This window comes from Shewanella sairae (genome assembly GCF_023283535.1).
Taxonomy (GTDB): domain Bacteria; phylum Pseudomonadota; class Gammaproteobacteria; order Enterobacterales; family Shewanellaceae; genus Shewanella; species Shewanella sairae.
The window spans coordinates 1-9,561 of the sequence record NZ_JAKILT010000090.1 but is presented as its reverse complement, the minus strand read 5'-3'; the positions used below and the strand labels follow the sequence as shown (position 1 = coordinate 9,561).

The window sequence follows — 9,561 nt, the reverse complement described above, 5'->3', positions numbered from 1 at the left end:
CCTATCAAAGCTAAGAATAATAATAAAGCCACTAAGGGGAATTTCATTATAACTACCTTGAAAAACGCCGATATTCGTTGTATCACTAAAATTTGTCTAGTGCGCAGGCGCACATATTTAGCAAAACGCGCATGCGTATTTAATAATACCTATTATTTAAAGTTTACTAAATTAAGGCAATTATTCTATAAGGGACTCTATCAGAGCTACTCTGGATAAACTAGCGCCAAAATTTGAAAATGAGCATTGATACTGATGTCTTATCGAAAGTGATTAATGATTTCCATTTATTGATTAGTAAAAGTAGGTCTATAGGCTTGTCACCAGCTCTATGCTGTTAATTGGCTATAACAGATAAAGGGGCAGAAACGTGTTACCAGGACTAGCGCAGCCCTTTAGGGTATACCTAACGTAAACCAATTAAAAAAGGCAAACTCTGCTGTGTTTGCCCTTTAAAGATTAACTATTTGTGTATTTAAGACAGATTTACACCGTGAACAGTCGCTAATGCACGCAGACCACCGGCGAAGCCTTGGCCTACGGCTTTGAATTTCCATTCTGCACCGTGTAGATATAGTTCGCCGAAGATCATTGCCGTCTCAACAGAAGCATCTTCAGACAGATCAAAGCGTGCCAATTCTACTTGACTATCGTTATTTGCAACTCGGATATAGCCATTACTTACCATGCCAAAATTTTGCTTACGTTGTTCTGCCTCATGAATAGTAACAGCGAAAACTAGTTTCTTGACGTCTGCTGGGATCTTAGTTAAATCGATTTTAATCTGCTCGTCATCACCATCACCAGCACCTGTACGGTTGTCACCTTGGTGCTCCACTGAAGCACATTGACTATTTTTTTGACCGTAGAAAATGAAACCTGCATCAGATAGAACTTTACCGTCTTCACCAACCATAAATACCGAGGCGTCTAAGTCGAATTCTGTTCCATCTGTAACACGCTGATCCCAACCTAGACCCGCTAATACCACTTTCAAGCCTGCATCAGTCTTGGTTAAAGAAATATTGCCGCCTTTAGCTAAAGAAACACCCATTTTAAAGCTCCTAATGTTTAGGGAATACTCCCTTCAATGCGAGGAAAACCCGCTCTAGATTTAAATGACTAAACGTCCAACTGATTAATTGGCAGATACACCGTATTCAGCACAAACAGAAGATAATCCGCCTTTATAGCCTTGTCCTACAGCTTTAAACTTCCATTCGCCGTTTTGACGGTATAGCTCAGCAAACAGCATTGCAGTTTCCGTCGAAGCATCTTCTGACAGGTCAAAACGAGTAATTTCCTTACCCGAATCTTCATTTACTAGGCGAATGAATGCACCGGTCACTTGACCAAAGTTTTGATTACGCACCGTTGCATCATGGATAGTTACAACAAACACTATTTTAGCAACGTCGGTAGGCAGTGTATCTAAATTGACCTTTAAGCTTTCGTCGTCTCCGTCGCCGGCACCTGTTCGATTATCTCCTGTGTGTTCAATTGCATCACCAGCAGCTCGTAGGTTATTGTAGAACACGAAATCTTCTGGCGAACGCACCTTACCTGTTGAGCCTAATAGAAATGCTGAAGCGTCTAAGTCGAAGTCTTGCCCGTCAGTAGATCGCGCGTCCCAGCCTAAGCCAACCAGCACCTTTTTCATCGTAGGGTCGGTTTTAGTTAGTGATACGTTACCGCCTTTAGATAGAGAAACTGTTGCCATTTTTTTTATTCCTTTCTTAATTTAGAGGTTTGAATAGGTTTACTTTGCTTTTGCTTCGGCTTTCTCGGGAAATACGAAACTTGCAAATACTCCACAAAACAACACAACACCAACTACTGTTAAACTTGCCATTGCGGAGATGGTATATTCATGTTGGAAGATGTGAGCGGTTGCATTTAGGCCTAGCTTTAGTGCAATGAAGAACAACAGAACTATTACCGCTTTTTCAAGATGTACAAGGTACTGTTTTAGTGCTTCTAGAACGAAATACAGAGTACGCAGACCAAGAATGGCAAACATCATGGCACTGTAGACGATCAGAGGCTCCCGACTTACAGCGATGACAGCTGGCACAGAGTCAAATGCAAACATTACATCCGACAACTCTACTACTGCTAAACACAGCATTAGAGGGGTTGCATAGAAAGCCGCTTTTCCAACACGCCCAACTTGAACGTCAGCGTTTTCAGGCTTAGCCAATTCCGCATCCACTTCTGATTGCTTCAATAAGAAAGCGTGGCTAGTTATCTTAGGCCAAATTGGAAAAAAGCGTTTTACCAAGCGATAAGCCACATGTTGAGAGTAGTCTTCGATTACATCGTCATCATTGCCACTTCTGAGCATCATTATGGCTGTCCAGCAAACGATTACTGCGAATACCAGCTCAACCCATGGGCCAAGTGATAACAAGCTGGTACCGATTGCAACGAATATACCGCGAAATACTATTGCGCCAATCACGCCCCAGTACAAAACACGATGGCGAAAGCCGTTTGGTACCGCAAACCAAGAGAAAATTGCCATTATCACAAACAGGTTGTCGACAGATAGCACTTTTTCGAGTGCATAACCGGTCACGAACAGGCTAGCTACTTCTGCTCCATGATGGACATAGAGGAAACCAGCAAACACGAACGAGATTGCTACCCAAAAAATCGACCACATAACAGCGCTTTTCAGTGGGATAGGTTTATCCCCCCGGTGCATGAAAAGGTCAATAAGGATCGCCCCTACCGAAAGTAGCAAAAAAACAGCTACTGTTTCTGGAGGAAAGCCAATATTCGTTGAACCCATTTATTTAATTCCTTAAATATGCCTATTGATAGTCAGACGGAGTTAACCCGAGTGCCTGGCAGATGTCTTTAACAGCAGCTTTCTCGCTTTCATCGAAGTCGCCATCACTCTTTGCAACAGCAACACCGACACGCAGAGCTAATTGCGCAGCCGCCTCATCGCTTTTTAACGCAATAATGTATTTTAAAGCTTCCCCTTTACCAATATCAGCGTCAAACTCAAAACTAGAGATGATTTTTTGAAAAAACGAAATCACCTCCTCTGTGTCGAAGACTTTTAGCTCGTTTGAATTTTTAATAAATCCGACCATCTTCTGCTTTTCTTCAGTGCTAACCCCGTTAGATGCAGCAGCGATAAATGCACAAACGGCAACAGTACCTTCCATAAACTTTTTATTCTTGAAACGAGTTACCTGGTTAGCTAACTCGGCGTGACCTGTGCTTACTGCATTACGTACTTTATTAAAGAATGACATGTTGCCTTCTCCTTGTTTTATTTAGTTATTTACTACCAGCCTTCCAGCGAAAGCCCCAGTCAAAAGCCTCATCCATTTGTTGGTGTCCTGTAAAATAACGGTTTATACGCTCAACCTTGATAGCGCCGCCGTTATTAATCAGTCTTGTAATCGCACACAAGCCGCGACTTGAATGACCTTCTGAGAGTCGTGTTTCTATCGGTGGTTGTCCTTCCAAATGCATAATTACTACACCATCAGTGCTTTCCCAATTAGGCACACCTTCGTAAATAAATGCGAAAATAAGCACTTCACTGATATTTTCCCACTGTTCGCCGTTAATGAATAACCATTCACCATTGGTACTGTCACCAGTACGGTCATCATCTTGCAGTTCAACAAAAGGGGTGTTGTTCATACTTCCGAATCTATTGCCTAAAGCTTGTACGACAGTTCGGTCACCGTCTTTAGTTCTTACAAATGCCCCCAAGTCAAGGTCAACGCCATTGTCACGCTTGAACAGCGAGAAGCCTTTATGGGGGGAGCCACGATGCCAGTTCAGGTTAATACGGATTTTACCAAACTTATCACCTTGCTTGGTCAAGCTGATGCTGGGTTTATCTTTGCTCAGTGTCACTTTCTGCAAACTGATTGTTGGTGTTGATTCATCTGTTACCTCGACTCCAAAATGTTCTGCTAGAGGTTTAAGACCACCATTAAAACCTTGAGATACGAAGCGGAATTTCCATTCTGCATTACGTCGATATAGTTCCCCTAAAATCAGCGCGGATTCATTGCGACCATTCATCGGTACATTACAAGTAATTAAGGTGTTACCACTTTGCTCCACTTGAATTTTAAGGGTTTGTAGATTGCCAATCACTTGATTGCCATCTACTGTAGCGGTGAAGGCTATTTTTTGCACTGACTCTTGAATTGCACCTAAGTTGATGTTGAATGAGGTATTTAACGAGCCGCCTTCTAGTATAATTACGCCGTCGTCACTGCAAGGCTGACCATAGAAAACCATATCAATGTCGTCTTGCACTCTATTGTTTTGATAAAGCCGGAAAGCCGATACATCAACATTACCACCAGAAGTAACTCTTATTGTTAGTGGTTGTGTTGGAACGGGGGCGTTGCCCCCTTGAATAAGCTCCACTATCGCACCAATGCTGAAACGATTTCACCCAGCATATCGTCAATGACTCGTCCGCGACAGGGTAGCCCATGAGCTGTAAATGTCCACTCTCCGCCGCTACGTTCAAGAGAAGAGATAAGAATGCCTGTGTGCTTACCTTGTTCGGTTAAGGTGAACTTAGCTAATTCTTTGCAGCCTTGGTCTACAACACGACAAAAAGCGTTCTCTACATCATCAAATGTTTGACCACGGAAACTATTAACGGTGAAGGCTAGATATTCAACATTTGCGGGCAAGCGAGTTAAATCAATGCTGATGCTCTCATCATCACCATCCCCTTCACCAGTCAGATTATCACCACTGTGAGTGACAGAACCGCACTTTGACTTTAATTGACGGAACCATATTGTATCAAGTTTATTGCCGCTAGCGTCCATCAAAACAACGCTGGCATCAAGATCAATAGAATCTCCACTACTAAACAGTTTTCCAAAAAAACCAGATTTTTGAACGGGGTCCCAACCAATGCCAAATTTAAGGCGGGTTAAAGGAGAGCTAGATTGCTTAGTTAGTGAAACCGACTGTTTTTTTTCCAAAGAAATTGAAGCCATTTTAATTCCTTATCAATTTTAGTTTATGCCTTACCTTCCGAGGCCTAGGCGGATTTTCAATGAGTAACCAGAACGAAGGTATCCGTAGCTGTCAACCCTTTACTTTTATTCAATATTCAACCAGACCTAGAGCCAAGTCAATCATAATTCGATTGATTAGCATCACATTTAATATTAAAGTTCATAGCGATTAATCGAGAACACCTATTTCAGAATAACGAATGTTCCAAATCTATTTGGTTGATGCAAAGAGTTCTCCTTGGCCTAACTACAATCGGTTTAATAAAATAAGAGGTATATAGGTAATGAGCCAAACCGAACAGGTTTTTCGGCGTAAGCTATCCACTGGCGAGTTAACTGTCGTCAGTTCGCATTCGACACCATTGGATCAATTTTTTGAGATTGCTGAACGCCGCAACCCAAAACGAGCTTTCCTATTCGTCAGTAAAATTTTAGGTCGCCATATCCCTATCAGACCTAGCGTGATGCGCAATTCGTACCAGTCAATTGCCTCTGAGTTGCCTTCAGAACTGCCCGAGCCAGTAATCTTTATCGGCATGGCCGAAACTGCTGTCGGTTTGGCAGCGGGTGTTTACCAAGAGGCAAAAGGAGCGTTATCCGAATCCGTATTCCTAACCTCTACCCGTCATCCTATTAATGGTAATCCAATGTGCGAGTTCAAAGAAACTCATTCGCACGCGACCGACCACCTCATTTATTGGCCTGAAGACCCAGTTTTAGCTAAGCGCGTTGCACAGGCAAAATCGCTCGTTCTTATTGATGATGAAGCGACAACTGGCAACACATTTGTCAACCTTTTTGCAGCACTTATTGATGCAGGCATGAATGACATTGAACAACTTGTTACATTAACATTAACGGATTGGAGTCAAGACGCAGTACTTGAAAGGATTATAGGTCCGAAAGTAACGTCTATCTCTTTGGTTCAAGGTAAATGGTCATGGAATGTTAATCCTGAAGCTGAGTTACCAATCATGCCAAGCGTGAATGTCACAACAAAAGGTACTGTTGAAATTGTCGGTAATCAATGTTGGGGGCGCTTGGGGATGGATGACCCCGCATGCGTTATTAGAAATAATGTCAGCGTTTCACCTTCTGAGAAGGTGTTAGTACTTGGCACCTGTGAGTTTGTATGGTTACCATTTTTAATGGCCGAAAAATTGGAAAAATTAGGGGCTGAGGTCTATTTCAGCTCTACTACCAGATCACCTATTGCTATTGGCCACGCGATAGAGTCTGTTATTACTTTTACCGATAATTACGGTTTGGGCATCCCTAATTTTGTTTATAACGTGGCTCATCAGCAATTCGACTCTGTATTTTTGTGCTGCGAAACGCCGGCCGAAAGTGTTGATCCCGCTTTGCTTAGCGCTCTATGCAATATAGCTAAACATGTAGAAGTCATTAATTATGAATAACCGGTTTATATCAAATAATCTCAACCCAGTAGTGTTCACTGATTTGGACGACACGTTGTTTCAAACCAAGCGTAAAATGGTGGATGAACTCGCTCAAGTTCCTGTATGTGTTGGCGCTCTAGATCGTTTCCTCGATCCGCGCAGCTTTATGAATGAAGAGCAGGCCTTGCTTGCTAATTGGCTTCTAGCAAACGCAGATGTTATTCCGGTAACAGCTCGTGGCACAGACGAATTTGCCAGGGTTCAAATACCATTTAACTCATGGGCAATAACTACTCATGGAGCAGTTATTCTGTCTCCTGATGGTCAATATGACACTCAATGGCAAGAACACATTGTAGAAGAGCTTACCTCATATAGTAAACGCTTGTTAGATATGCAGAAAGCCATTACTGCATTGATAGCAGAAAGAGGGATTGACGCATGGGCTCGTATTAACTATGAATACAATGAAATCCCTATCTATCTAATCTTAAAACATAGAGATAGCACGAAGATAAACGAACTACATGCTATTGGTGATGACATTGAGGGAATATTTGGAACTGAAGGTTTTTACATACATCGTAACAGCAACAATATGACATTATTACCTACCTGCATAGAAAAAGGTAAAGCCGCTAACTTCCTTCTCGAAAAGTTGAGAGCAGAACGAGGCACGTTCCCAACTATTGGCCTTGGTGATAGCCTTACAGATTTCAGTTTTCTCAAACTTTGCTCTTGGTATGGTGTACCAAAGCAGAGCCAGTTTTCTTCAGCAATCAAAGCTCACTTATTTGGAGAGTAGGATTTTGAATATTTCACCTATTTTTTCTGGTTCTTACCGTCAAGGTGATGTTGAGTTTCTTTTAAAAGCGGTGACGATTGAATTCACCTCAATAGAAGAAAAAGAGACGCTAATCCAGTCAGGGGAGAAACATTACTCAGACATGCTGAGTCAAGAGCCCGAGCCAACTCAATATCATCTTGAATTGTTTAATAAGGCATACTCCATTGGAGCAAAACGGCTTGCGAAGGAAGTTAAAATGCTAGCAGTAGCCTTGGCGAAGGAGTACGGCAATACTCCGATTGTTTTGGCCAGTCTAGTTCGCGCTGGAGTACCCTTAGGCGTAATGCTACAACGAGAGTTAGCAATTATGGGGAGAGAGTCTTATCACTATGGGATCAGTATTATTCGTGATCGCGGTATTGATGAAGTCGCTCTAGCAGTTATTGAAGGACGGCATGGAACGGAAGGAATCGTGTGGGTAGACGGTTGGACAGGTAAGGGCGCTATCGCTAATGAGCTGACTAAGGCACTTAACGGACGGGAAGGCTATCCCACTCAACCTCGCTTAGTAGTCTTAGCTGATCCTTGTGGGTGCGCTTGGATGTCGGCCACCGACGATGATTGGCTAATTCCTTTTGGGATAATGGGAGCTCCTGTGTCGGGGATGATCTCCCGCTCACTTTATAGCGATGAAGGATTTCATCATTGTATGGTCTGTAATCACCTTCGTGAGTATGAATGCGGTTTATCATTGGCTGATGCTGTTGAAAAATCTTGCCAAGAAATCATACTTTCTGACGTCCTAACCATTGATATTAAAGCGCGTGGTTCAATTAAAGCAAAGGAATGGGAACGAAGCAAAGCGATCATGTCTCTACTTGCCTACCGTTATAATATATCAAACCCAAATCGTATCAAGCCCGGCATCGCAGAAGCAACACGCGCAGTATTGCGTAGAGTGCCAGACCATGTGCTTGTTCGCTCAATTAATGATCCAGATGTATCTCTGTTGGTCTATCTCGCAAAGGAGAAAGGCGTAGAGATTTCCGAAGTTGGCGATCTTATCGGCCAATATCGTGCAGTGACAATTATCAAAAAGGTGCTTTAATGAAAAAGGAACTTTCTGCTTATAGTTTGGGAGCTACACTATACATGCCAGCTACTCGCACCGATATTTTAGATACTATTGTAACTGGCAAAATCGATGGATTGCGTTCTTTAGTTATTTGCTTAGAAGATGCGGTTTCAGATCAAGATATAGCTTTTGCTTTAAACAACCTTAAGGAAATGTTGACCGCCCTTTCAGAAGCTAAGCAGCGCATTAATTATGCTGAATGGCCACTAGTATTTATTCGTCCGAGAAACGAACAGATAGGTAGGCAATTAACGGCTGATTATGACTTATCGGCTGTTGATGGATTTGTGCTTCCTAAATTCAACCTTTCCAATTTGAACGAATGGACCGTCATTCTAGAGTCGACTCACTTGTATTGGATGCCTACGTTGGAGACTGAAGATGTTTTTGACGTTAACGCAATGCAAGAACTAGCCTCTGCGCTGAAAGTACATAAATGTCATGACAAGATAATAGCCCTTCGAATTGGGGGGAATGACCTAATGAATTGTATTTCTTTAAGGCGTCCCTGGGAGTTTACTCTATATGATGGCCCTATGGGTTACGTCATTAAGATGCTAGTTGCTGTATTCGCCTCAAAAGGGTTCTCCTTGACAGCTCCAGTCTGTGAACATATTGATGATCATCGGCTGTTAAAAAAAGAATTGGCACTAGATTTGGCTCATGGCTTAGTAGGTAAAACTGCTATTCATCCAAATCAAATTCCCGTGATTCAAAATGCCCTAATGGTAAGCTCACTTGACCATCAAGATGCCCTGCGAATCTTTAATTCATCACAGGCCGTCTTTAAATCAGGAGGTGCAATGTGTGAACCCGCAACGCATCGCCACTGGGCAAAGAGTGTGTTAGAACGTGTACATTATTTTGGTATTTATCCTACTGAGTCTTCATCTTCAAATGTAGTTGTAGTAGCAAGTGTATAGGAAATTAGGATCACATATTAAATGGTATTAAACACAAAACAGAAGCGCATTATTACACTTACAGTATTGTTGTCTTCGGGTGAATCAGTGCCTGCAAATAAAATAATCAAGCACGCTGATTGCTCTGGTGCAACGCTCACGCGTACATTACGTGATATTCGTAATGCATATAACACTAGGATCAAATACAGTAAGAGTAATCACTCTGTAGTGGTCAAGTAAAACTGGACACGGACTTGTACGTATTCCAAAATCTTCGTTCAGATTCATTTGGGGTCAAGCCGCCATTATAACT

The 9,561-nt window shown here is 42.2% G+C and carries 11 protein-coding genes; 5 read left to right on the top strand and 6 right to left on the bottom strand.

Annotated features, from left to right (window positions below; all coding sequences use genetic code 11):
* Positions 1-475: 475 nt before the first annotated feature.
* From L2748_RS22175 to L2748_RS22150, 6 genes are all read right to left on the bottom strand, one after another.
* Positions 476-1,054 carry a TerD family protein gene (locus L2748_RS22175; RefSeq protein WP_248957763.1) on the bottom strand — a complete coding sequence of 193 codons (579 nt, stop codon included), beginning with the start codon at positions 1,052-1,054 and terminating at the stop codon, positions 476-478.
* An 84-nt stretch (positions 1,055-1,138) separates the two neighbouring features.
* Positions 1,139-1,720, bottom strand: coding sequence for a TerD family protein (locus tag L2748_RS22170; RefSeq protein ID WP_248957762.1), 582 nt, complete (start codon positions 1,718-1,720; stop codon positions 1,139-1,141).
* A 39-nt stretch (positions 1,721-1,759) separates the two neighbouring features.
* A complete protein-coding gene (locus L2748_RS22165; protein WP_248957761.1) occupies positions 1,760-2,794 on the bottom strand; it encodes a TerC/Alx family metal homeostasis membrane protein in 1,035 nt (344 codons plus the stop codon).
* A gap of 22 nt (positions 2,795-2,816) precedes the next feature.
* On the bottom strand, positions 2,817-3,269 hold the full coding sequence (locus L2748_RS22160) for a tellurite resistance TerB family protein (protein WP_248957760.1): 453 nt from the start codon (positions 3,267-3,269) through the stop codon (positions 2,817-2,819).
* A gap of 25 nt (positions 3,270-3,294) precedes the next feature.
* Positions 3,295-4,410 carry a TerD family protein gene (locus L2748_RS22155; protein ID WP_248957759.1) on the bottom strand — a complete coding sequence of 372 codons (1,116 nt, stop codon included), beginning with the start codon at positions 4,408-4,410 and terminating at the stop codon, positions 3,295-3,297.
* Entirely contained in the window at positions 4,410-5,000 is a 591-nt protein-coding gene (locus tag L2748_RS22150; protein ID WP_248957758.1) for a TerD family protein, read from the bottom strand. The genes L2748_RS22155 and L2748_RS22150 overlap by 1 nt, the downstream gene beginning before the upstream one ends.
* Positions 5,001-5,305: 305 nt before the next feature.
* Here L2748_RS22150 and L2748_RS22145 point away from each other — a divergent pair, with 305 nt between their 5' ends.
* The 5 genes from L2748_RS22145 to L2748_RS22125 are packed head-to-tail and all read left to right on the top strand — an operon-like array spanning position 5,306 to position 9,488.
* Positions 5,306-6,439, top strand: a complete 1,134-nt coding sequence (locus L2748_RS22145) for a phosphoribosyltransferase domain-containing protein (RefSeq protein ID WP_248957757.1) — start codon at positions 5,306-5,308, stop codon at positions 6,437-6,439.
* Positions 6,432-7,226, top strand: a complete 795-nt coding sequence (locus L2748_RS22140; protein WP_248957756.1) for an HAD family hydrolase — start codon at positions 6,432-6,434, stop codon at positions 7,224-7,226. Before L2748_RS22145 ends, L2748_RS22140 begins: the two co-directional genes overlap by 8 nt.
* Positions 7,165-8,316: a cysteine protease StiP family protein gene (locus L2748_RS22135; RefSeq protein WP_248957764.1), complete on the top strand. Its 1,152-nt coding sequence runs from the start codon at positions 7,165-7,167 to the stop codon at positions 8,314-8,316. Before L2748_RS22140 ends, L2748_RS22135 begins: the two co-directional genes overlap by 62 nt.
* Positions 8,316-9,266, top strand: coding sequence for an HpcH/HpaI aldolase/citrate lyase family protein (locus L2748_RS22130; protein ID WP_248957755.1), 951 nt, complete (start codon positions 8,316-8,318; stop codon positions 9,264-9,266). The genes L2748_RS22135 and L2748_RS22130 overlap by 1 nt, the downstream gene beginning before the upstream one ends.
* A gap of 21 nt (positions 9,267-9,287) precedes the next feature.
* Positions 9,288-9,488: a hypothetical protein gene (locus tag L2748_RS22125; protein WP_248957754.1), complete on the top strand. Its 201-nt coding sequence runs from the start codon at positions 9,288-9,290 to the stop codon at positions 9,486-9,488.
* Positions 9,489-9,561: the final 73 nt, after the last annotated feature.